Consider the following 21,019-nt stretch of genomic DNA (forward strand, 5'->3'; position numbering starts at 1 on the left):
TCGGGGACTGCGTTGACAGTCGTTGCGGCCGCGCCCAGCCTTGTCCTGATGAACGCTGCAAAAGATCTTCTGAGCCTGGAGGAGAAGCGGCGGCTCGGCGCCAAGTCCAACGTCGTCGGCCTGCTGCTCGTGCTCCATGCCTGGGCCCTGATCCTGGGCAGCATGGCGTTTTTCGCGTGGTGGCCCAATCCGTTCACTTTTCTCCTCGGCGTGATGGTGATCGGGGGGCGCCAGCTTGGCCTCGCCATATTGATGCACGACGCCGCGCACGGGCTCCTCTTCGCCGACCGGCGTCTCAACGATTGGATGGGAAGCTGGCTCTGCGCCTTTCCGGTGTTCACGAGCCTGACGCTCTACCGGCCTTATCATCTGCAGCACCATCGCTTCACGCAGCAGGCGGGCGATCCCGACCTCGGCCTGTCGGCGCCGTTTCCGATCAGCCGCACCAGCCTGCGGCGAAAGATCGTGCGGGACCTCACGGGCCAGACGGCCTACCTGCGGCGCGGCGACCAGATCCGCCGTGCGCTGGGGCCGGCGGATGCGCCGTTGATTGTCCGCCTGGGCCGGCTCTGGCAGCGCGAGAAGGGGGCCTTGCTGGCGAATGCGGCAATGCTGGTCGCCTGCAGCGTCGCCGGCTACTGGTGGCTCTACCCGGCGCTCTGGCTGCTGCCGCTGGCCACTTGGTACCAGTTCATCAGCCGGGTCCGGAACATCGCCGAGCATGCAGTCGTACCCGACAACGACGATCCGCTGCGCAATACCCGGACGACCTATGCCAACCCTTTGATGCGGCTCCTTGTGGCGCCCTATTGGGTGAACTACCACCTTGAACACCACCTCTTCATGTTCGTGCCCTGCTGGCGCCTTCCGGAAGCGCACCGGCTCCTGCTGGCGGCCGGCTGCCGCGACCAGATGGAGATCAAGCCGGGCTATCTCGCAGTTCTGAAGGCGGCAACGTCGGCGACTGTCGATGCGACACGTGGCGGCCGAAGCGGTGGCGCGCAGCACATCTGAGGAGACCGATTGCCGAAAAGAAAAGGCGGCCCGTCGGCCGCCTTCTTGTTGTGAACCTGCCGCCGGCTACTGAGCCGGGCAGGGCCAGATGTTCATGTCGGCACCGATATCGTACGGCGGCGGCACCTGGGCGAGGCTCGTCACCTTGGCATCCAGCGCCCAGTCGAAGGCGCGCTTGCCGCGAGAGCAGAATTCCTTGTCGACCTGGGCGCGCTGGGCCGTGCGGTTGGCGATTTCGGTCACCAGGGTATCGACGTTGAGGCGCTTGCGGGCAGCGACCTGGGAGAGTGCACGCGCATTGGTGGCAAACTCGGCCCGGAACTTTCCGACGAAGTCGGCATAGGTCCGCTCGTAGGCACGCTTACCGCCGCCGCTCTGGCACTGCAGGGTGATGACCTGAAGTTCCTGCTGGACCATGCGGGACCGCACGTGGGTGATGTCGGCTTCGTTGTAGCAAATGGCGCGGATCTGGCCGGCCGGCGGCGGCGGCGGAGAGGGTGCCTGGTAGTCGGGGGCTGCCGGCTTGGACGGCGCCGAAGCCGTACTGGCCTGCCCGAGCGTGCAGGCGCCCAGCGCTAGGGTGCATGCCGAGAGAATCGCTACTTGCGTGAGCACCTTGATCATCCGCACACTCCCAACACATGGCCCGGAAACCGCCAGCGGGTACAACAGATAGAGACTCGTTTCAAATGTAAATGCCGTTTGCGGAGCGAGAAGGCCGGGAAATCTGGCGATTTCACTGTAAAGCTTTGGTGATCGCCTGGTCGAAGATCTCCAGACCAAGGTCGATTTCGGCTTCAGTGGCGGTAAGAGGCGGGGCGATGCGGAAGATGCCGAAGCCGCCGCGGACCACGCTGGTCATCATGCCAAGGTCCAGGCAGGCGCGCGCCACCCGCTGGGCGAATTCGGGGTCAGGCGTCCGTGAGCGGCGATCCTTCACCAGATCGAGGCCGAGGAGCAGGCCTCGGCCGCGTACGTCGCCGATGCAGTCGTAGCGCTGTTGCAGCGCCTGCAGGCCTTCCTTCAGGCGGCAACCGAGGATTGTCGCGCGTTCCGTGAAGCGGTCGCGGAGAATCACCTCGATGACCTTGAGGCCGACTGCCGCGGGGAGGGGATCGGAGGCATGGGTCGTATAGAACAGGTAACCGCGTTCCGCGGCGATGTCCTCGATCTCCGGCGTGGTCAGCATGGCGGCAAGGGGCAGGCCGGCGCCCAGTGTCTTGGACAGGGTAAGATACTGGGGCACCACACCGTCGCGTTCACAGGCAAACAGATGGCCGGTGCGGCCAAGGCCGGTCTGCGCCTCGTCGAAGATGAGATGCATCTCGCGTTCGCGGCACTTCTCGGCCAGCGCCGCCATCCAGCCCTCGGGCGGTTCGAGCACGCCGCCCGAACTCAGGATCGGTTCGACAATGCAGGCAGCCAGGGAGCCGCTCGATTGCCGGTCGACCAGGTCGAAGCCGAAATCCAGTTCGGTCTTCCAATCGTAGACGCCGCGCTCGTCGATGAAGCGCGAACGATAAGTGTCAGGCGAGGGCAGGACCAGGGATCCCGGCTGCGGTGGACCGTAACCCTTGCGGCTGGAGGAGTAGGTGGCCGACGCTGCGCCGCCGGTGACGCCATGCCAGGACCGGCTCATGGCGACGATCTCATGGCGGCCGGTCACGAGCTTGGCCATCCGCAAGGCGGCCTCGTTCGACTCGCCGCCGGTCGAGACCAGCAGCACGCGGTCGAGCTTGCCCGGCGAGATCTCGGCGATCAGCGCCGCCAGCTCGACGACCGGGCGGGACAGGATGGTCGAATAGAGATGATCGAGCTCGCCGACATAACGCCGGGCAACGGCGACGATCTCGGCATGGCTGTGGCCCAGGATGGCGCTCATCTGCCCGGAGGTGAAATCCAGGATCTTCTGTCCGTCGGCGTCGGTGAAGTAGTTGCCTTCGGCCCGTTCGGCGATCAGCGGTGAGAAGGCGCCGCCATAGCGGACGAGATGGGCCCGCGCCTTCGCCCAAAATTGCGGGTCGTCATTGGCACTCATCTTGCCTCCGTCAGGCTGCTTCCAATGCCGCTTTGATCAGCGGCATGCGGTCGTTGCCGAAGAACATCTCGTCGCCCACGAATATCGTCGGGCTGCCGAAGCCGCCGCGTGCGATCAGTTCGTCGGTATTGGCGCGCAGGCGCGCCTTGCAGGAGTCGGTCTCGATGCCCGCGAAGAAATGTTGACGCTCCAGTCCCGCCCGGTTCGCGATGTCGGCCAGCACGGCCTCTTGCGCGATATCGAGGTCGCTGCCCCAATAGGCCTCGAAGGCCGCCGTCGCATAGGGCACCAGCTTGCCCTCGTCGAGTGCCACGAAGGCGCCGCGCATGCACTTTACGCTGTTCACTGGAAAGACCTTGGGTGGAAAGACGATGCCGAGACCGTAGAGTTTCGCCCAGGCCGCGAGGTCCTGCAGCATGTAGGCCTGCTTGCGCGGATTGGGTTTGGCACGGCTTTCGTAGACCGTCTGGTTGACCGCATTGAACACGCCGCCGACCAGGATGGGCTTCCAGACAATTTCTGCGCTGGCTTCCGCGGCGAGAGGCTGGACCGCGTGGAAGGCAAGGTAGGTCCACGGGCTGGAGCAATCGAAGTAAAAGTCGAGCCGCCGCGCCATTTCGTCCCTCCGCTGCCGGTTCGCCTTGTCGTTGCCACAAGCGACACGTATCTTGCAAATCCATGACGGTAATGGCTGAGAAGCCCAAAAAAATTTCTCCCAAGAAGATAGCTATCGTCGTGCATCAGGAGCATTCGCGGCCCGGTCGGGTCGGCGCCCTCCTTGAGAAGCGCGGCTACGAGCTTCACCGCCTCTGCCCAAATCTCGGCTGCGAGCTGCCTGAAGACCTGTCCGACTATGCCGGCGTGGTGATCTTCGGCGGCCCGATGTCAGCCAACGATTGCGGCACGCTCGCCGGCATCAAGTGTGAACTCGACTGGATTCCGCGCGTGGTCGAGGCGGGCGTTCCCTATCTCGGCCTCTGCCTCGGCGCCCAGCTGCTCACCAGGGCTGCAGGCGGCCGCGTGGCACCGCATCCCAAAGGTCTCGTCGAGATCGGCTATGTAGATATCGAACCGACCGAGGCCGGGCGCACCTGGTTCAAGGCGCCGATGAAGGTCTATCAGTGGCACCGCGAGGGCATGACCATTCCGGACTGCTGTGAGCTGCTGGCGACCAACGAGCGCTATCCCGTCCAGGGCTTCCGCTGCGGCCCCAATGCCTTCGGCTTCCAGTTCCATCCCGAGGTCACGCTCGAGATGAAGAACATCTGGACGATGAAGGCGGCGGAGCGCCTCAAGATGCCGGGGGCGCAGCAGCGCGGCGTCCACCTCTCCATGCATCCGCTCTACGATCCGCCCCTCGATCGCTGGATCGACGGCTTTCTCGACCGCTGGCTGGCGACCGACACGCGCCATTAGCGCGTGCCTAGACCCACGAGCTGATTTCTTCGAGGTTCTTCCTCAGCCCGCCATGGTGGGGTACCCGGCAATCTGCCTTGGGATAGCCGACCACCAGCAGGATCGTCGGCTTCTCCCAGGCCGGGCGTGAACAGATTTCATTCAGGAAGCCCATCGGACTGGGCGTGTGCGTAAGGGTGGCCAGACCTGCATCGTGCAGGGCGGCGATCAAGAAGCCCGTCGCAATGCCGACCGATTCCGGCACGTAGTAGTGCTTCACGGTGCGGCCATCGGGTCGCGTGCCTGACTTCTGCGCGAAGATCGCAATCAGTAGCGGGGCTTCTTCGAGGAATGGTTTGTCGGCATCCGTGCCAAGCGGCGCCAGCGCTTCGAGCCACTCCTTGGGCGCCCGTCCGCTATAGAAGGCCTGCTCCTCGGCCTCGGCGGCGATGCGGATGCGTTTCTTGGCAGCCGGGTTCTCGATGACGGCGAAGTGCCATGGCTGCAGATTCGCGCCCGAAGGGGCGGTCCCGGCGGCAAGCAGACATGTCTCGACGACACCGCGCGGCACCGGGCGGCTGTCGAAGTCGCGCACCGTGCGCCGGCGACGGAGTTCGGCATGAAAGGACTTTGCCCGCGCCGTCATCTGCTCGGGCGGATAACTACGGTAGCTGCTCAGCGGTTCCCAGACTGGTTCAAGCACGCGGACGCCTCCTGTATCGATTGCCGGACTGTAGCGTCGGCGTTGGCCCCCCGCACCTGCTTGGGTTAGGGTCGCGGGGAAGTCGGGGAGGCTTGGAAATGTCTGGTGCGCTGATCTTTGTTCTGGCGTTGGTTGTCGTGGCGCTGGTTCTTGTGTTCGCCGGCGTCAAGACCGTGTCTCAGGGCACGAACTGGACCATCGAGCGGTTCGGCAAGTACACACGCACGCTGCCACCCGGCCTGCATCTCATCGTGCCCTTCATCGACACCATCGGGCGCAAGATGAACATGCAGGAGAATGTGCTGGATATCCCGGGTCAGAAGGTCATCACCAAGGACAACGCCACGGTGCAGGTCGATGCGGTCGCCTTCTATCAGGTGATCGACGCGGCGCGAGCGGCTTACGAGGTGCAGAACCTCCATCTCGCCATCACCAACCTGGCGCTGACCAACATCCGCTCGGTCATGGGCAACATGGCACTCGACGAGGTTCTCTCCAGGCGCAACGATATTAACAACACCCTGTTGGCGGTCATCGACCAGGCGACTGGTCCGTGGGGCGTCAAGGTTCTGCGCATCGAATTGAAGGACATAGCGCCGCCCGACGATCTGGTCGCATCGATGGGCCGGCAGATGAAGGCGGAGCGCGAGAAGCGTGCGACGATCCTCGAAGCCGAAGGCGTGCGCGAATCGAGCATCCAGCGCGCCGAGGGCGAAAAGCAGTCGGCCATCCTGACCGCCGAGGGCCGCCGCGAGGCTGCCTATCGCGATGCTGAGGCGCGCGAGCGTCTGGCTGAGGCCGAAGCCAAGGCGACGTCCGTGGTGGCGCAGGCGATCGCCGGCAACGGCGTGCAGGCGACCAACTACTTCCTCGGCACCAAGTATGTCGAAGCGCTCTCCCGTATGGGGTCGAGCAACAATGCCAAGGTCTTCTTCCTTCCCGTTGAAGCGGCCGGCGTCATGGCGTCGATCGCAGGCATTGGCGAGTTGGCCAAGGAGGCGCAGTCTCGCGCTGCCGATGCGGCGCCGCGGTCACGGGGCTCGGTTCCCAACGCAGGTTAAGCCATGAGCTTCAAGATCATCTTCTGGTACTGGTGGGCGCTTGCGGCGGTGCTGCTCGTCTTCGAGATGATGCTGCCGGGCGTGGTATTCATGTTCCTGGCGATCGGCGCGCTGGCCTCGGGCTTCGTCCTTCTGATCGTTTCCGACCTCTCGCTCGAGTTTCAGCTTCTCATCTTCGCGGTCGTGTCCGTTGCCTCCGCCGTGGGATTGCGGCGGAGCCTGCGGCGCTTGCAGTCTATCGACGGGCCGCCCAATACCCTGAACGCGCGCGGCGACGCCATGATCGGGCGCACGTTCGTGCTCGATAGCCCCATCCTCAATGGTCGCGGTCGGGTCAACTTGGGCGACGGCAGCTGGAGCATCTCCGGTCCCGACATGGTCAGAGGCGCCAAGGTGCGTGTGAAGGCGGTGAACGGTACCGAACTCCTGGTGGAGCCGGCGCCATGAAGCGCAGGCTCCTCCTGGCATCCGCTGTTCTGCTGACGCCCTTGGCGGCCAGAGCACAGACAGTCTATCCGGTAAAAGCCGTGCGATTGATGGTCGGTGCCAATGCCGGCGGCGGAACCGATATCGTGGCCCGCATGCTCGCAGACAAGTTCGCTGCGCAGTTCAAGGGTACGTTCCTGGTCGAGAACAAGCCCGGCGCTTCCAACACGATCGCCGCCGATCTCACGGCCAAGGCCCCCGCCGACGGTCATACGCTGCTGGTCGCCACCAACACCGGACAGGCGATCGCGCCACATCTCCTCAAGCTGGGCTTCGATCCCATCAAGGACCTGACGCCGGTCGGCCTCGTGGTGAGCGTGCCCAATGTGCTGGTGGTTGGGGCATCGGTGCCGGTCAATTCGGTGCCGGAGCTGATTGCGCAGATGAAGGCCAAGCCAGGCGAGTTCAAGTATGCCTCTTCCGGCGTCGGCAGCACGCAGCACATCGCCGGCGAAGCTTTCGACATGGCGGCGGGCGTCAAGGGGGTGCACGTGCCGTACAAGGGCAGCGCGCAGGCCCATCTCGATATCATCGCGGGCAACGTCCAGATGATGTTCGACACGACCTCTTCGGCGATGGGCCAGATCAAGGCCGGCAAGTTCAAGACGCTGGCCGTGACTTCCGATCGTCGCAGCAGCGAACTGCCCGATGTGCCGACCTTGATCGAAGCGGGGCTGCCGGGGTTCGACATGACGACCTGGTATGCCGTCTACGTGACGGCGGGGTCGCCGCCCGATGTGGTGGCGCGGCTGCAGGCGGAGCTGGCCCGTGCCATAGCCCTGCCCGACGTCCAGGCCAAGCTGCGCGGTCTCGGCGGCGAGCCGGGGACCATGAGCGTCGAGCAATTCGCCCGCTTCAATATCCAGGAATACGAACGGTTCGGGCGCCTGATCCGCGACGCCAACATCAAGCCGGATTGACCCTCCCGGGGCAGGCAAGTTCCTCTCTTGCCAAGGGCGGCCTTTATACTTAACCTATGAGTTAAGTTTTCATGGATGCGAAAGGATCGGCCATGGAGCGGTCTTACGGCTGGGTCATCGTCGGCGCCGGAGCGCTGATGGGCTGTGTCGCCATCGGCGCCATGTTTTCGCTCGCAGTCTTCCTGCAGCCCATGTCGGATGCCACCGGCTGGTCGCGCACCGGCATTTCGAGCGCCATGACCCTCGACTTCCTGACGATGGGGATCGCGGCCTTCGGCTGGGGCGCACTCACCGATCGCTTCGGTCCGCGCATCGTCGTGCTGTCCGGCGCTATCCTGCTGGGATTGGGCCTTGCTCTGGCGAGCCGCGCCAACAGCCTGCTCGAATTCCAGATCATCTACGGCGTCGTGGTCGGCGTTGCCGCCGGCGCCGTCTTTGCGCCGATGATTGCCACCGTCACGGGCTGGTTCGAGGAGCGCCGCGGTCTTGCGGTCTCGCTCGTCTCGGCCGGCATGGGCGTGGCACCGATGACGGTCTCGCCGTTCGCCAGCTGGCTGATCGCCTCCTACGACTGGCGCACGGCGCTTCTTGCGATTGCCATCATGTCCTGGGTGCTCCTGGTCCCCGCGGCGCTCCTGGTCCGCCGGCCGCCGCCCGCACGCAGTGCCGCCGCCGGGATGCCGGCCGAGGGAGGGGAGGGGATGACCGTGGCGCAGGCGCTGCGCTCGCCGCAGTTCATCGTACTTGCCGTGACGTTCTTCTTCTGCTGCGCCGCGCATTCGGGCCCGATCTTCCATACGGTGAGCTATGCGCTGACCTGCGGCCTGTCGGCCATGACGGCGGTCACGATCTACAGCGTCGAAGGTCTGGCAGGATTGGGTGGCCGCATTCTGTTCGGCCTGCTGGGCGACAGGTTCGGCGCCAGACGGATCGTCGTGCTGGGTCTCATGGTCCAGGCATTGGGTGCGGGAGGCTACTATTTCACGCGCGAAATCGGAGAGTTCTATGCCGTGGCGATCCTGTTCGGGATGGCCTACGGCGGCGTGATGCCGCTCTACGCCGTGATTGCCCGCGAGTATTTTCCGATGCGCATCATGGGGACCGTGTTCGGCGCCGCCGCGATGATCTCCAGCCTCGGCATGGCCCTGGGGCCGGCCGTCGGCGGCTGGATCTTCGATACCTTCAACGGCTACGGCTTTCTTTACATCGCCTCTTTCGGCATGGGCATCGCGGCCGTCGCCATGGCGCTCGCCTTCCCGCCGCTGCCCGGACGGCGTCAGCCGGTCGCTCAGCCCGCATAGTTAGCGGCGCCTCGCGCAACGCGATCCGCCTCTCCGAGTTGATTGAATATCAGGCTCGGAGAAGTCCGATGAAAATCGCATTGCTTGCGTTCGTGGGGCTCGCTGGTGGGGCGGGAATGGTCCAAGCCGAATCACCACAGCGCTTCAACGAAGACTTCAATGCCACTCGCGAATCCGGGCCGCCGGTCGTGTCCGGCAACGGGGCGACAGTCGGTCCGAATTTCAGGAATCAGGCTACGCTTCCCATGCCCGGCAGGGATTTCAACGATCGACCGAAGGAGATTGCTCTGCCGATGCCGGAGTCCCCAAACGTCGCCGTGCCCAAACCTGCACGCAGTGCCCCGCCGCGCAAATCTGAGTAGGCAGACAGCAGTCGCCTGAGCGCTAGACGGGCGGCTCGCCGCTTCGGAGAAAGTCTTCCAGCGCCGCCTCGCTGGAACTGAGATCGAAGCCTTGGGCGGCGATCCAGTCGTCGTTATAGTAGGTATGTCCGTAACGCTCTCCGCTGTCGCAGATCAGCGAGACCAGCGATCCCTTCGACCCGTCGGCACGCATGCGCGAGGCGAGCAGGCAGAGCGCGAAGAAATTCGTGCCCGTCGATCCGCCGACCTTGCGGCCGAGGTGTCGCGAGAGCACACGCATCGCTGCCAGTGACGTTGCATCGGGTATCCGCAACATCCGATCGATGACGTTGGGCGCGAACGATGGCTCGACCCGCGGCCGGCCGATGCCTTCGATGCGCGAAGCTTTCTCGCTGATTGCCTGGGAGTTGCCCTTGGCAAAGGCTTCGAAGAACGCCGAATACTCGGGATCGGCAACGCAGAGGCGCGTCGCGAAGCGCTTGTAGCGGATGTAGCGGCCGAGCGTGGCCGTGGTGCCGCCGGTGCCGGCGCTCATGACGATCCAGGTCGGCACCGGATAGCGCTCGCGGCTCATCTGATCGAAGATCGATTCGGCGATGTTGTTGTTACCTCGCCAGTCGGTGGCGCGCTCGGCGTAGGTGAACTGGTCCATATAGACGCCGCCGAGCCTGGCCGCGAGTTCCTCAGCCGCGGCGTAGATGCCTTTGCCGTCGGCCACCAGGTGGCATTTGCCATGCTGCCGTTCGATCTCCTGGATCTTCTCCGCCGACGTGCTGGCCGACATGACGGCATGGAAGGGCAGGCCGAGCAGACGTGCGAAGTATGCTTCCGAGATGGCGGTCGACCCGGACGACGCCTCGACGATCGGCGTGTCGTGTCGGATACGGCCGTTGCAGATGCCGAACAGGAAGAGCGAGCGCGCCAGCCGGTGCTTGAGGCTCCCGGTCGGGTGTGTCGACTCGTCCTTCAGATAGAGGTCGATCCCTTCCAGCACCGGGATGTCGAGCCGCAGCAGGTGGGTGTCGGCCGAGCGCCGCTGGTCGTTCTGGATGATCTCCAGGGCGTGGCGCGCCCACTCGGCATCGTCGTGGGGCGCCACCGCCTCGTTGAGCAGATGAAGCCCGGTCACGTCATCCCCCGATCAGCTTCTTCTCGATCATGCAATGGATGCCCTTGTTGCCATCCACCGTCTGGGTGACGTGCAGGTCGGCCTGCAGGCTGCAAAGCATGTAGGCATCCTCCGGCTTCAGGCCGGTCTTGGCGGTGATCAGCCGGATCATGTCGCGCAGTGCTTCCTTGGCAGCGTCGTCGAGATCCTGGTCGAAACCGTGGGTGATCCAGTGCGTGGCCGTCTCGGCGCGCGGATTGGTGAGCTTCATGTCCTTGCGCACCGTGAAGCGGAAGGTGCCCGACAGCGATGTCTCGAGCGCGGTCAGGTTGACTTCGCCGTCGCCCTGGACGCCATGGCCATCGCCGGTCGAGAACAGGCCGCCATCGGCAAAGACCGGGAAGTAAACGGTCGTGCCGACCTGGAAGTGCTTGTTGTCGATGTTGCCGCCGAAGGCGCGCGGCTCGACCGAGCTGCACTGGCCCCATTCGGCCGGCGGCGCCACGCCCATGATGCCGAAGAAGGGCTTGAGCTGGATTTCGGTACCCCATGGCATCGTGCAGACGCCGCGGTTGGAATCGATCGGAATGTGCGTCAGGCGGTAGAAGGGGAAGTCCTCGGGCAGCGTGCCCATCAGCGGGCGCTGGACGTTCCAGCCCCAGTTGGTGCGGAACTTGATGTCCAGCACCTCGACCGCCAGAACGTCGCCGCGCTCCGCGCCTTCGACATGGACGGGGCCGGTCAGGATATGGCGTCCGATATGGGGTTTCAGCTTGCCGAGGATCTCGCGATGCTCGGGCAGGACATTGAAAGGCTCGCCCGGCAGGATTTCGGCGGCGCCGGACACGCAGTGAATGGTGGCGATATCGCCCGACTTCACACGCAGTTGCGGTTCGAGCTGGCTGTCGAAATAGCCCCAGTGGCAGGTATCGGGCGAAGAATGCAGTTCATGCGTGGCCATTTGGTTCCCCTCGATCGTGCAGCGGTTGAAGCACAATCCCTACCCCGGATGCTATAGGCAGGCGCATGAACTACCGCCACGGCTATCACGCCGGCAATTTCGCCGACCTCCTGAAGCATACCGCCCTCTGCGAATTGCTGCGTCTGCTGACGGCCAAGGACAAGAAACTGTTCGTGCTCGACACGCATGCGGGCGCCGGCGGCTACGATCTCGCCGCCGACAGGGCGAGGCGTACGGGCGAGGCCGAGGCCGGCATTGCCCGGCTGCTGGCCGACGGGAAGGCCGGCGCACCGGGGGCCGTCGCGCGCTACCTCGCGGCCGTCCAGGCCTATGACCGCAAGTTCGGTGCGCCGTCGGGATCGCTGCGCCGCTATCCCGGCTCGCCACGCCTGATCCGGGCCGCATTGCGCCCGGGCGACCGCTTCATCGCCTGCGAGCGCCATCCCGAAGAGGCTCTGGCCCTGAAACGCGAGTTCGCCGGCGACCGTGCCGTCGAAGTGCGTCAGGCCGACGGCTATCACGCCATCAAGGCACTGCTGCCGCCGGTCGAACGCCGCGGCCTGGTGCTGATCGATCCGCCGTTCGAGGCGACCGACGAGTTCGAGACCCTGCTGCGCGCCGTCCGGCAGGGGCTGCGGCGCTTCGCGACGGGATGCTACGCAATCTGGTATCCGATCAAGGACGAGGAAGGCGCGGCCGGTTTCGTCGATGCTCTGAAGGACACGAAGCTGCTGGTCATGGAGCTGCGGCTGGGGCTGGACACGGCGCCGGGCAAGCTCGCCGCCTGCGGGCTCGCGGTGATCAATCCACCCTGGCGCTTCGAGGAAGCGATGCGGGAGGCGCTGCCGTGGATCGCGAGCCGGCTCGGACTCGACGTCAGGACGACCGTTTCCGCTCCGCCAGCCAGTGCGCCGGCTCCGGCATCAGGAGCGTGATGGCGAAGGAGACGGCGCAGAGCGCGGCACCGGCCAGAATGGCGCCAGCATAGCTGCCGAAAAAGTCGTAGGCATAGCCGGCGGCGGGCGAGCCCAGGAGCGCGCCGACGCCGACGCCGCTGTAGAGCGCGCCGATCACCGAACCGAGTGCCCGCCCACCGAAATAGTCCGCGGCGAGGGAGGGTGCGATGGCGACGAAGCCGCCGTAGAAGGCGCCGAACAGCAAGGCGAAGATGACCAGCGCAACGGAGCTGGTCGATTGGGACCACATCACCATCATGACCCCCGCGCCGACGTACATGGCGGCGAAGGAGAGTCGGCGGCCGAGCAGGTTGGTGATGCTCGAAAACATGAAGCGGCCGACCGTGCTGCCGACGCCCAGCAGGACGATCAGAAGCACACCGAAGCCTTCGCCCAGCCCCATGTCGGCCGCGTAGGGCGCCAGATGGACGAAGGGTACGAACAGGCCGAACGACATCAGCAATGCACCGATGTAGATCGTCCAGAAGGGGCGGGTCCGCACGGCCTCGCGCAAGGTGAGGCCGGGCGGGATGGCCGGCGGGCTCCCCTTGGGAGCCGGCGGGTCGCCGTCGGGCGCGAGCCCGTAATGCTCGGGCGACCGGCGCACCAGGATGCCCGATACGACAGCACCGACGACGGTGAGGGCGGCGAGGATCAGGTAGGTCTTGCGCCAGCCGACGGCGGCAATCAGCTCGTGCGCGAGTGGCGCGCCGATCAGCGTGCCGACGCCAATGCCGGCGACAGCCAGGCCTGCCGCCGTGCCGCGCTTGCGCACGAACCAGCGTTGTACGGCCGCGACGCTCGGCACATAGGACAGGCCGACACCGACCCCGGCGCCGATGCCGTAGCCGAGGTAGATCTGCCACAGGCTCGTTGCGCCGGCAGCGAGGACCAGTCCCGCCGCGATCAGCATCAGGCCGCCGAACACGACAGGCCGCGGTCCGACGCGATCGGCGATCATGCCCGCCGGCAAGCCAAGGATGAAATAGAGGAAGGCGCAGATCGAGAAGACCAGCGAAGTCTCGCCCCGGCGGGCGGCAAACTCGCTTTCTAAAGCGCCGAAGAAGGCGGCGAAGGAATAGGCGACGGCAAAGCCCGTCAGCATGCAGAGGAAGGCGCCGGCGACCACCCACCAGCCGGCGAAGATGCGGGATTGGCCGACGGACATCAAAGAACTCCACTCGTACACAGGAGTATCAAGCTAACCGGCACGCGGCGGTTCATGCTTCGCCCGCCACCGAAGGATCGCGGGCGCTATTTTTTCTTCTCCGCCCCGCCCTCGTGCTCTTTTCCGAGTTCCCAGCCCCAGGCCTTGTAGGCGGCATCCGCGATCTTGGGGTCGAGCTCGTGTTCGGTGAGCTCTATGCCGCGACCCAGCTCTTCGGCGACGATGCCAAGCCCCATCAGCCTGGCGTGCTTCTTGTTGTCGGAGGCGATGACGTGCCAGGGCGCATTCTTGGTGTCCGTCTTCTCGAGCATGTCGTCATAAGCTTCGAGATATTCCTTGCGCTTGGCGATATTGCGGAAATCCTCGAGACCGACCTTGTGCCTCTTATAGGGTTTGGTCAGCCGATCGATCATACGGTTCTTTTGTTCTTCTGCACTGACATGAACCAGGATCTTGACGATTCGGACGCCATCGTCGGTAAGCTGTCGCTCGAATTCGTTGATTTCGTTATAGGCGCGTTTCCAGGCGTCCTTGCTGCAGAACCCTTCGATGCGCTCCACCAGGACACGGCCGTACCAGGTGCGATCGAAAATCGCCCAGTCGCCGCGCGCCGGCAGTCGATTCCAGAATCGCCAGAGATAGTGGCGACCCTGCTCCTCGGGCGGCGGCGCGCCGATCCGCCAGACATGCACTGACTTGGGTTCGAGTCCTGCGACGGTTCGCTCGATCAAGCCGCCCTTGCCGGCGGCATCCCAGCCGTCGATGCCAATGAGGACCCGTCCGCCTGTCCTCATATGGTGAATCTGGAGGTCGAGAAGGCGATTTTGCAGTTTTTTGAGCTGATGCTCGTACGCTTCATCGTCGATCGGACTGTCGATCATCTCGATCTTGTCCAGCCGCGGCCATTTGCCCATCGAATCCTCCACTGCCGGATCGTGCCAGCGCCTTGGGGGCAAGGCAACGTGCAGAGAGATTGACAGCAAGAACGGCTGCGACGACTAATCTCCGCGATGGTCGAAGCCGAGCCGACAATTCAGTGCACCATGCGTTCCGGGAAACCCGTCGTCGAAGTCGGCGGGACCTGGACGATTTTCAGTGTTCGCGGCATTCGGGAGAAGGCGGAGAAGGCGCTGCAAGCTGCCGGTGCCGGCAAGGCGACGACGCGCAGCGTCGATGCGCGCGCCGTCGAGCGGCTCGACACGGCCGGCGCCCTCGAGATTCTGGCGCTTGTCGGGGGCGGACCCGACGCCGAAGTCATGACCAAGGACCAGGCGCAGGCGGACGTCTTCGACGTCGTACGCAAGAACATGTGCGTTGCGCCGCCCGAGCGGCGTGTGAATTGGTTCGCGCACTGGCTGGAGGAGATTGGCCGCAATTCTCTCCATTTCTATACACAGGCCGTCAACCTGTGCGCCTTCTTCGGCGAGATCCTGGTGGTTTTCGTCGAGGCCTGCCTGCAGCCCAAGCGGTTCCGGATCAACGCCGTAATCCAGCAGATGTACGAGGTCTGGATTCGCGCCCTGGTGATCGTGGGGATCCTCTGCTTCCTGATCGGCGTCGTCATCGCCTATCAGGGCGTCGAGCAGCTTCGCCAGTTCGGCGCCGAGACATTCACCGTCGAGGCCGTGGCGATCGGCATGTTCCGCGAGCTGGGCGTGCTCCTGACGGCCATAATCGTGGCCGGACGGTCGGGAAGCGCCTTCACGGCCCAGATCGGCACCATGCAGGTGAACCAGGAAGTCGACGCCATGCGCACGATCGGTCTGAATCCGATCGAATGGCTGGTCTTGCCGCGGATTACGGCGTTGGTCTTTGCGATGCCGCTGTTGGCTTTCTGGGGCGATATGACGGGCCTCCTGGGCGGCGCGGTGGCCTGTACCATCTACCTCGATTTCACTTTCGTTCAGTTTTTCGACCGCCTGCGCGACACGGTCGGCGTCTGGCATTTCTACACAGGCATGATCAAGGCGCCGGTTTTCGGCATCGTGATCGCCACGATCGGCTGTTTCGAGGGGCTCCAGGTCAGGGGCAGCGCCGAAAGCGTGGGCCAGCTCACGACCAAGTCGGTCGTCGAGTCGATCTTCTGTGTCATCGTGCTCGACGCCATATTTTCAATCATCTTCCTGCTCGCGGGCGTCTAATGGCTGAAGGCGGACAGCTCGTCGACCATAGGAATGGGCGGGACGTTGTGCTTAGACTGCGCGGCATCCGCACGCAGTTCGGCGACAAAGTCATCCACGACAATCTCGATTTTGACTTATTCAAAGGCGAGATTGTCGGCTTGGTGGGTGGTTCGGGCACCGGCAAGTCGGTGCTGTTGCGGACCATTGTCGGCCTGAACGAGGCACGCAAGGGCACGATCGAAATGCTGGGCGTCGATGCCAGCACGCTACACGGCAAGGCCAAGCGAAACCTGCTGGCGCGCACCGGCGTGCAGTTTCAGGACGGCGCCCTGTTTTCCTCGCTGAACGTTACCGAGAACATCATCGTGCCCATCCGCGAGCATGCCGAGCTCGAGGAACTGACCATGCGCGAGATCGCCGCGCTCAAAGTGGCGCTGGTCGGCCTGCCGGCCGATACGGGCGAGAAGAAGCCCTCGGAGCTGTCGGGCGGCATGCGCAAGAGGGCAAGTCTTGCCCGGGCGCTCGCGCTCGACCCCGAGCTCCTCTTTCTGGACGAACCCACGGCCGGCCTGGATCCGATCGGCGCCGCACACTACGACGAACTCGTGAAGGGGCTTTGCCATAGTCTCGGCCTCTCCATCCTCATGGTGACGCACGATCTGGACAGCCTGAACGCCATTTGCGACCGCATCGCGGTCCTGCTCGACAAGCGCGTCGTGGTAGGTACCATGGCGGAAATGCTCGCGTACGATCATCCCTGGGTACGGGAATATTTCCACGGGCCGCGCGGCCGGGCCTCGAGGCAGGAGTAGAAGCAGCTTCCGATGGAAAGAAGATCGCCCTATGTGCTGATCGGCGCCGCAATGCTGCTGTTTATTGCAGCGGTGGCCGGCTTCGTGATTTGGAAGCTGCGGGCCGGTGATCGCACCGCCTATGCTTACTATGTGATTCTCTTCTCTGGCGACGTGCAGGGCTTGACCAACGATTCGCCGGTCTTCTACCGCGGACTGCGCGTCGGCCGGGTGAGCAACATCCAGCTCACCTCGCGGATCGACACTCAGCGCTCGACCGGGCGCGAGCGGCTTTCGGAGAAGATCGAAGTGACGGTTGCCGTCGACTGGGCGATCGACATCCGTGACCGATCTTATGCCGTCTTCGAGAAGCCGTTCATCGCCGGCGCACCGTACATTCAGATCGCCGGCCGCCTCGAATCGGACCATATCAAGCCGAAGAAGAGGCAGGGCGACAAGCCTTACCCGGAGATCCGCGAAGGCGCCTCGTTCCTTCAGGCGACGTCGACATCGGCTCAGGAACTTCTCACCAAGGCGAGCACCACGGTTGACCGGCTGAACGACCTCCTCAGCCCCGACAATATCGGGGCTGTCGGCGAAACGCTGCGCAACCTGCAGACGGCGACGGCAGCCTTCGCCAAGTCCGATACGGCCATCCAGTCGACCCTGGCCGAGCTGCCCGGAGCCGTCGCCGATTTCCGCAAGACCTTCGCCAAGCTCGATGTGCTGTCTGACTCGCTCAGTCTCATCGCCATGGAGATCGGCCCGCAGGACGCCGAGACCCGCAAAGCGCTGGCGGGCAAGGATCCCGGCGAGCTGCGCAAGACCTTGAGCGAGGCGCGGCATGCCCTCGCTAATATCGACGCCGCCGCCGGCCAGCTCAACAAGCTGGTGAGCGAGAGCAAGGGCCCGATCAAGAGCTTCACGGAGACAGGTCTCACCGAAGTCTCGCTGGCCATTCGTGAGCTTCGTCAGCTCACCGCCAACTTGAATATCATCGCGACACGGTTGGAACGCGATCCGGCTGCCTTCGTGTTCAGCGGTAAGCAAGGATATACGCCGAAATGATACTTCGTTGGGCCGTCTGCGCGGCGGCCGCCGCTGTTCTTGCGGGCTGCCAGTTCATCAGCGCGGTGGATTCAGCTGCCGAACCGACCGACCTCTATACGGTTTCTCCCAAGAGCACCTTCGATCCCGGCCTGCCCGACGTGTTCTGGCAACTCGCCGTCGAAGTGCCGGTGGCAGCGGCCAACCTCAATACCGGCCGCATCGCCATCGCCATGACGCCGACGTCGACGGACTACTATGCCAAGGTGGCGTGGACCGACCGGGCGCCGCTCATGGTGCAGACCCGGATTGTCGATTCCTTTGAGAATACCCGCAAGATCGTCGCCGTCGCCCGCGAGTCGATCGCGCTGCGGGCCAACTATCTGCTGCAGCCCGACCTGCGCAATTTCGAGGCGATGTACTATTACGGCCAGCCGCCGATCGTGAAGGTGCGCATCATCGCCAAGCTGGTGCGCATGCCGGACCGCCAGATCATCGGCGTCGCCTCGTTCGAGCGGTGCGTGCGCGCCCGCGGCGACAAGGTGCCGTTGGTGGTCAATGCCTTCGATCAGGCGCTGGGGAGTGTGATCAAGCGCCTCGTTTCGTGGACGCTCAGCACGCCGCCGCCGCGGCCGCCGAGCGACTCCGCGCCGTATGACATCGGCCGTTACCGCAATCCGCAGAATGCGGTTGTCGACACGGAGAACTGCCCGGTCGGCAACGACACGTCGAAGGTGCCGCTGACCGACGAATAGGCGCGCCGTTCAGGCGCGCTTCTTCACCAACGCCCAGGCGAGATCGGCCATCGCGCGTGCGCGATTGCCGTACTTGGTGGCGTTCTCCGACGAGGCATTGCCATCGAGGCCGCGCTTGTAGACGCCCTGCACGATGGCGGCGAGGCGGAACAGCGAGAAGGCGAGGTAGAAGTCCCACGCCGGCACTTCCTTGCGCCCCGTGCGGCGGGCGTAGGCCGCGAGATATTCCTGCTCGGTCGGGATGCCGAAGGTCTTGAGATCGATGCCGGCATAGCCGCCCGAGGCGCCGAAGCCTTCGCCGAAGTGATACATCATGCAGTTGTAGCCGAGGTCGGCCAGCGGATGGCCGAGCGTCGACAGCTCCCAGTCGAGCACGGCGATGACCCGCGGCTCGGTCGGATGCACGATGGTGTTGCCCAGGCGATAGTCGCCGTGATTGATGCGCGTCTCGTCGCCCGGCGGAATGTTCTCCGGCAGCCACTTCTTCAGGGCTTCCATCGTTTCGATGTCTTCAGTGCGCGCGAGATCGTATTGGCTCGACCAGCGGGCGACCTGCCGCTGGATATATTGGCCTTCGCGGCCGAAATCTCCGAGGCCGACCGCGCGGTAGTCGACATTGTGCAGGCGCGCCAGCACATCGTTCATCGAATCGAAGATCTTGCCGCGATCGGCCGGCGAGATGCCCGGCATCTTCGGGTCGGCCAGCACGCGGCCCGGCAGGAACTGCATGATGTAGAAGGCCGTGCCGATCACCGAATCGTCCTGGCAGAGCGCGTAGGGCTTGGGCACGGGCACGTCGGTGTGGTCGGACAGGGCCTTGATAACGCGGTACTCGCGGTCGACCTGATGCGCCGAGGGCAGGAGCTTGCCCGGCGGCTTCTTGCGCAGCACGTACATGCGGCCACCGCCGTCGGTCACGTGGAAGGTCGGATTGCTCTGGCCGCCTTCGAACTGCAGGACGCTGATCGGGCCGCGATAGCCCTCGACATTGTCCTTCATGTAGTCGGCGAGACGGGCTTGGTCGAAGACATGGGCCGCGCGGACGGGGGTGAGGTTATCGGGCAGGTCGGACATGGAACCGTTCTAGGATCGTGTTGGCCGATTTTCGAGGAACGTTTGCACGACAATCCGCATGGCGGTCAGTTTACCTGACGCTGCTTGTCGCCCCAGTAAGGCTTGCGCAGTTCGCGCTTCAGAATCTTGCCCGTGGGATTGCGCGGCAGTGCGTCGATGAAATCGACCGACTTCGGCAGTTTGTAGCCCGCGATGCGCTCGCGCGCCCAACCGATCAGCTCGCCGGCAGTAAGGTCGGCGTCAGGTTTCTTCACGATGACGGCTTTTACCGCCTCGCCCCATCGCTCGTCGGGAACGCCGATCACGGCGACATCGGCCACCGCGGGGTGGCCGAACAGAGCGCTCTCGACTTCGGCGGGATAGATGTTCTCGCCACCCGAGACGATCATGTCCTTCACGCGGTCGTAGATGTAGAGATAGCCCTTCTCGTCGAGATATCCGGCATCGCCGGTGATGAACCAGTCGCCCCTGATCGCCTTCTTGGTGGCGTCCGGCAGCCGCCAGTAGCCGTGCATGACCTGCGGCGAGCGCACCGCAATCTCGCCGACCTTGCCCGGCGGCAGCGACTTGCCGGCATCGTCGACAATTCGCAGTTCGACTCCGAATTGGGCGTAGCCGCAGGAAAGGAGCTTCTTGGCGTCGGATGGATCGTGATCCTCCGGCGGCAGCAGCGTGATCGCGCCCGTCGTCTCGGTGAGACCGTAGACCTGTTGGAAGCCGCAGCCGAAGATTTCCATGGCCTGCTTCAGCAGATCGGCGGGGATCGGTGCCGCGCCGTAAACGATCAGGCGCAGGCTCGAGAGATCGGTCTCGCGGATCTGCGGCGCCTGCACGAGAAAGAGGATCATCGCGGGTACCAGCAGCATCACTTCGATGCGCTCGCGCTCGATGGTGGTCAGCACTTTAGCCGGCACGAACTCGCGCATGACGTGGTTGGTAGCCCCGGCGAAGAGGCCGGCAATACCCCAGCCGGAACCGCCGATATGGAACATCGGCAGGCAGACGATCGTGGCCGTCCCGGGTTGCATCAGCCAGCTTCGGGTCCATTGCTCGAACATGAAGGCGAAGTTGGCGTTGGTGAGCTCGGCCCCCTTGGGCAGGCCGGTCGTGCCGCTGGTATAGAACTGAACGGCGGTGTCGGCTGCACGGGCGGGCAGGAGAGGGTCGGTCGCGGCATTGGCATCGCGCCATTCGGCGAAGGACGGCCACGCACCGTGGCGCGAGTCGAGGCTCACGATCCTGCGAACGGTCTTGAGCTCGTCGCGGATCTTCTCGACGACCGGGAAATACTCTTCGCCGACGAACAGAATTTCGGCTTCCGCATCGTTGATTATGTGCAGCACCTCCGGCGGCGCCAGCCGCCAGTTGACCGACACCATGACGGCATTGGCCTTGGCGATACCGAACAGAAGCTCGAAATAGAGGTCACTGCTCTTGTCGAGATGGGCGACCCGCGTGCCGGGCTTTATCCCCTCGGCGATCAGGCCGTTGGCGGCGCGGCTCGAAGCTTTGTCCAGGGCACCATAGGTCGTGGTACGGCCTTCATAGACCAGGGCGGCGACATCCGGCCGTTGGGCTGCATGGACTCGCGTGATATCGGCCAGGCCCACCATCTCGATACTCATTCGACGCTTCCTCTGCTCTCTTGCCTACTGCTTTTGGCTCGTTCCCGCAGGAAGCGAGCAGGGGCATCCTTCGGTGAATTAGGAGTGAATTCAAGCGCTTGATGGCCTAGTGTCGGGTCGGTCATCGGGTG

General features: G+C 64.3%; 22 protein-coding genes. 12 read left to right on the forward strand and 10 right to left on the reverse strand.

The features are described 5' to 3' along the window. The first annotated feature begins 12 nt into the window (after positions 1-12). Positions 13-1,014 (forward strand): fatty acid desaturase family protein, encoded by a 1,002-nt coding sequence (locus tag BN60_RS05270; RefSeq protein ID WP_245539812.1) that lies wholly within the window; start codon positions 13-15, stop codon positions 1,012-1,014. Positions 1,015-1,080: 66 nt separating this feature from the next. On the opposite strand, the gene BN60_RS05275 is transcribed toward BN60_RS05270, so the two are convergent. From BN60_RS05275 to BN60_RS05285, 3 genes are all read right to left on the reverse strand, one after another. Continuing rightward, positions 1,081-1,638, reverse strand: coding sequence for a hypothetical protein (locus BN60_RS05275; protein WP_020694957.1), 558 nt, complete (start codon positions 1,636-1,638; stop codon positions 1,081-1,083). A 112-nt stretch (positions 1,639-1,750) separates the two neighbouring features. Beyond that, positions 1,751-3,052, reverse strand: coding sequence for an aspartate aminotransferase family protein (locus tag BN60_RS05280; RefSeq protein ID WP_020694958.1), 1,302 nt, complete (start codon positions 3,050-3,052; stop codon positions 1,751-1,753). A 10-nt stretch (positions 3,053-3,062) separates the two neighbouring features. Continuing rightward, positions 3,063-3,668 (reverse strand): 2-hydroxychromene-2-carboxylate isomerase, encoded by a 606-nt coding sequence (locus BN60_RS05285; protein WP_020694959.1) that lies wholly within the window; start codon positions 3,666-3,668, stop codon positions 3,063-3,065. A gap of 119 nt (positions 3,669-3,787) precedes the next feature. Here BN60_RS05285 and BN60_RS05290 point away from each other — a divergent pair, with 119 nt between their 5' ends. After that, positions 3,788-4,468: a glutamine amidotransferase-related protein gene (locus tag BN60_RS05290; RefSeq protein WP_245539813.1), complete on the forward strand. Its 681-nt coding sequence runs from the start codon at positions 3,788-3,790 to the stop codon at positions 4,466-4,468. A gap of 7 nt (positions 4,469-4,475) precedes the next feature. On the opposite strand, the gene BN60_RS05295 is transcribed toward BN60_RS05290, so the two are convergent. Next, positions 4,476-5,150, reverse strand: coding sequence for a nitroreductase family protein (locus BN60_RS05295; RefSeq protein ID WP_020694961.1), 675 nt, complete (start codon positions 5,148-5,150; stop codon positions 4,476-4,478). 98 nt (positions 5,151-5,248) lie between these two features. On the opposite strand from BN60_RS05295, the gene BN60_RS05300 reads away from it, so the two are divergent. The 5 genes from BN60_RS05300 (at position 5,249) to BN60_RS05320 (ending at position 9,280) form a co-directional block, all read left to right on the forward strand. After that, positions 5,249-6,211: an SPFH domain-containing protein gene (locus BN60_RS05300; RefSeq protein ID WP_020694962.1), complete on the forward strand. Its 963-nt coding sequence runs from the start codon at positions 5,249-5,251 to the stop codon at positions 6,209-6,211. Between the two features lie 3 nt (positions 6,212-6,214). Continuing rightward, on the forward strand, positions 6,215-6,658 hold the full coding sequence (locus tag BN60_RS05305; RefSeq protein ID WP_020694963.1) for an NfeD family protein: 444 nt from the start codon (positions 6,215-6,217) through the stop codon (positions 6,656-6,658). Continuing rightward, positions 6,655-7,617 carry a Bug family tripartite tricarboxylate transporter substrate binding protein gene (locus BN60_RS05310; RefSeq protein WP_020694964.1) on the forward strand — a complete coding sequence of 321 codons (963 nt, stop codon included), beginning with the start codon at positions 6,655-6,657 and terminating at the stop codon, positions 7,615-7,617. Before BN60_RS05305 ends, BN60_RS05310 begins: the two co-directional genes overlap by 4 nt. Before the next feature lie 92 nt (positions 7,618-7,709). After that, complete coding sequence (locus BN60_RS05315) at positions 7,710-8,918, forward strand: MFS transporter (RefSeq protein WP_043284871.1); 1,209 nt, start codon at positions 7,710-7,712, stop codon at positions 8,916-8,918. A gap of 68 nt (positions 8,919-8,986) precedes the next feature. Next, entirely contained in the window at positions 8,987-9,280 is a 294-nt protein-coding gene (locus BN60_RS05320) for a hypothetical protein (protein ID WP_020694966.1), read from the forward strand. A gap of 22 nt (positions 9,281-9,302) precedes the next feature. On the opposite strand, the gene BN60_RS05325 is transcribed toward BN60_RS05320, so the two are convergent. Beyond that, complete coding sequence (locus BN60_RS05325; RefSeq protein ID WP_020694967.1) at positions 9,303-10,409, reverse strand: PLP-dependent cysteine synthase family protein; 1,107 nt, start codon at positions 10,407-10,409, stop codon at positions 9,303-9,305. A gap of 1 nt (position 10,410) precedes the next feature. Beyond that, positions 10,411-11,349, reverse strand: a complete 939-nt coding sequence (locus BN60_RS05330; protein ID WP_020694968.1) for an acetamidase/formamidase family protein — start codon at positions 11,347-11,349, stop codon at positions 10,411-10,413. 65 nt (positions 11,350-11,414) lie between these two features. Here BN60_RS05330 and BN60_RS05335 point away from each other — a divergent pair, with 65 nt between their 5' ends. After that, on the forward strand, positions 11,415-12,284 hold the full coding sequence (locus tag BN60_RS05335) for a 23S rRNA (adenine(2030)-N(6))-methyltransferase RlmJ (protein WP_020694969.1): 870 nt from the start codon (positions 11,415-11,417) through the stop codon (positions 12,282-12,284). On the opposite strand, the gene BN60_RS05340 is transcribed toward BN60_RS05335, so the two are convergent. Beyond that, on the reverse strand, positions 12,226-13,473 hold the full coding sequence (locus tag BN60_RS05340) for an MFS transporter (protein WP_020694970.1): 1,248 nt from the start codon (positions 13,471-13,473) through the stop codon (positions 12,226-12,228). The genes BN60_RS05335 and BN60_RS05340 overlap by 59 nt on opposite strands. A gap of 86 nt (positions 13,474-13,559) precedes the next feature. Continuing rightward, positions 13,560-14,387, reverse strand: coding sequence for a polyphosphate kinase 2 family protein (locus BN60_RS05345; protein WP_020694971.1), 828 nt, complete (start codon positions 14,385-14,387; stop codon positions 13,560-13,562). 129 nt (positions 14,388-14,516) lie between these two features. Here BN60_RS05345 and BN60_RS05350 point away from each other — a divergent pair, with 129 nt between their 5' ends. Genes BN60_RS05350 through BN60_RS05365 form a run of 4 tightly spaced genes read left to right on the forward strand, consistent with a single transcriptional unit; the run spans position 14,517 to position 18,189 of the window. After that, positions 14,517-15,614, forward strand: coding sequence for an MlaE family ABC transporter permease (locus tag BN60_RS05350; protein ID WP_177324765.1), 1,098 nt, complete (start codon positions 14,517-14,519; stop codon positions 15,612-15,614). Continuing rightward, entirely contained in the window at positions 15,614-16,408 is a 795-nt protein-coding gene (locus tag BN60_RS05355; protein WP_043283645.1) for an ABC transporter ATP-binding protein, read from the forward strand. The genes BN60_RS05350 and BN60_RS05355 overlap by 1 nt, the downstream gene beginning before the upstream one ends. Positions 16,409-16,420: 12 nt before the next feature. Beyond that, entirely contained in the window at positions 16,421-17,455 is a 1,035-nt protein-coding gene (locus BN60_RS05360; RefSeq protein WP_020694974.1) for an MlaD family protein, read from the forward strand. Then, positions 17,452-18,189: an ABC-type transport auxiliary lipoprotein family protein gene (locus BN60_RS05365; RefSeq protein ID WP_020694975.1), complete on the forward strand. Its 738-nt coding sequence runs from the start codon at positions 17,452-17,454 to the stop codon at positions 18,187-18,189. The genes BN60_RS05360 and BN60_RS05365 overlap by 4 nt, the downstream gene beginning before the upstream one ends. A 9-nt stretch (positions 18,190-18,198) precedes the next feature. Here the strand turns inward: BN60_RS05365 and BN60_RS05370 are convergent, their stop codons facing one another. Then, a complete protein-coding gene (locus BN60_RS05370) occupies positions 18,199-19,263 on the reverse strand; it encodes a phosphotransferase (RefSeq protein WP_020694976.1) in 1,065 nt (354 codons plus the stop codon). 65 nt (positions 19,264-19,328) lie between these two features. After that, complete coding sequence (locus tag BN60_RS05375; protein ID WP_020694977.1) at positions 19,329-20,888, reverse strand: fatty acid--CoA ligase; 1,560 nt, start codon at positions 20,886-20,888, stop codon at positions 19,329-19,331. Positions 20,889-21,019 lie beyond the last annotated feature (131 nt).

The organism is Reyranella massiliensis 521, from assembly GCF_000312425.1.
Lineage (GTDB): Bacteria > Pseudomonadota > Alphaproteobacteria > Reyranellales > Reyranellaceae > Reyranella > Reyranella massiliensis.

Coding starts and splice junctions, on each gene's coding strand:
- BN60_RS05275 (WP_020694957.1), bottom strand. CDS start 1,638: ATGATCAAGGTGCTCACGCAAGTAGCGATTCTCTCGGCATGCACCCTA.
- BN60_RS05280 (WP_020694958.1), bottom strand. CDS start 3,052: ATGAGTGCCAATGACGACCCGCAATTTTGGGCGAAGGCGCGGGCCCAT.
- BN60_RS05285 (WP_020694959.1), bottom strand. CDS start 3,668: ATGGCGCGGCGGCTCGACTTTTACTTCGATTGCTCCAGCCCGTGGACC.
- BN60_RS05300 (WP_020694962.1), top strand. CDS start 5,249: ATGTCTGGTGCGCTGATCTTTGTTCTGGCGTTGGTTGTCGTGGCGCTG.
- BN60_RS05305 (WP_020694963.1), top strand. CDS start 6,215: ATGAGCTTCAAGATCATCTTCTGGTACTGGTGGGCGCTTGCGGCGGTG.
- BN60_RS05310 (WP_020694964.1), top strand. CDS start 6,655: ATGAAGCGCAGGCTCCTCCTGGCATCCGCTGTTCTGCTGACGCCCTTG.
- BN60_RS05315 (WP_043284871.1), top strand. CDS start 7,710: ATGGAGCGGTCTTACGGCTGGGTCATCGTCGGCGCCGGAGCGCTGATG.
- BN60_RS05320 (WP_020694966.1), top strand. CDS start 8,987: ATGAAAATCGCATTGCTTGCGTTCGTGGGGCTCGCTGGTGGGGCGGGA.
- BN60_RS05330 (WP_020694968.1), bottom strand. CDS start 11,349: ATGGCCACGCATGAACTGCATTCTTCGCCCGATACCTGCCACTGGGGC.
- BN60_RS05335 (WP_020694969.1), top strand. CDS start 11,415: ATGAACTACCGCCACGGCTATCACGCCGGCAATTTCGCCGACCTCCTG.
- BN60_RS05340 (WP_020694970.1), bottom strand. CDS start 13,473: ATGTCCGTCGGCCAATCCCGCATCTTCGCCGGCTGGTGGGTGGTCGCC.
- BN60_RS05345 (WP_020694971.1), bottom strand. CDS start 14,387: ATGGGCAAATGGCCGCGGCTGGACAAGATCGAGATGATCGACAGTCCG.
- BN60_RS05350 (WP_177324765.1), top strand. CDS start 14,517: ATGCGTTCCGGGAAACCCGTCGTCGAAGTCGGCGGGACCTGGACGATT.
- BN60_RS05355 (WP_043283645.1), top strand. CDS start 15,614: ATGGCTGAAGGCGGACAGCTCGTCGACCATAGGAATGGGCGGGACGTT.
- BN60_RS05360 (WP_020694974.1), top strand. CDS start 16,421: ATGGAAAGAAGATCGCCCTATGTGCTGATCGGCGCCGCAATGCTGCTG.
- BN60_RS05365 (WP_020694975.1), top strand. CDS start 17,452: ATGATACTTCGTTGGGCCGTCTGCGCGGCGGCCGCCGCTGTTCTTGCG.
- BN60_RS05370 (WP_020694976.1), bottom strand. CDS start 19,263: ATGTCCGACCTGCCCGATAACCTCACCCCCGTCCGCGCGGCCCATGTC.
- BN60_RS05375 (WP_020694977.1), bottom strand. CDS start 20,888: ATGAGTATCGAGATGGTGGGCCTGGCCGATATCACGCGAGTCCATGCA.